General features: G+C 44.9%; 2 pseudogenes. Both read right to left on the bottom strand.

From position 1 onward, the window contains the following. Window positions 1-128, bottom strand: a pseudogene (locus tag UF05_RS07555) (IS3 family transposase); the annotation flags it as partial. 85 nt (window positions 129-213) lie between these two features. After that, window positions 214-421: pseudogene (locus UF05_RS26460) on the bottom strand (EAL domain-containing protein); the annotation flags it as partial.

Genomic DNA, 421 nt, shown 5'->3' with positions numbered 1-421 from the left:
CCGTAGATCTGAGATTCATGCAAGGAGAGCTGTCTTCCTGCCGCAGCCACTCCCACTTTCTCTGCTAGCTTCAGGGCTTCGGCTTTAAATTCAGGAGAATGGATAATACGGTTCTTTTTGTTTGTCATGGTTCACCTCGTTAGTGATTGTACTCTCTTAACTCGGTGTCCAAAACTGGTGGTGCGGATCACTGTTCAAATTGCTTTGCTTTATTTAGCCCGCATAGGAGAGCTTGATTGACTCGGCAACGCGCGGTTTTGAGTCGAGAAAGTTTATTGGGGACGGTCTAAAGTAATAGTATCCTTGAGTTAGTGAGTGGCTTGTCTTTATCATCTTATGATGTTCGATGTACTCAGCACCCGCGAAGATCAATCCGTGTAAGCAGAAAGGGAATAAGAAGTACTCTAGTGCTTGTATAGAC

The sequence above is a fragment of the Vibrio sp. S457-15 genome, assembly GCF_000960545.1.
GTDB lineage: Bacteria > Pseudomonadota > Gammaproteobacteria > Enterobacterales > Vibrionaceae > Vibrio > Vibrio parahaemolyticus.
The sequence above is the reverse complement of the archived record's forward strand: the minus strand, read 5'-3'. Positions and strand labels throughout refer to the sequence as shown.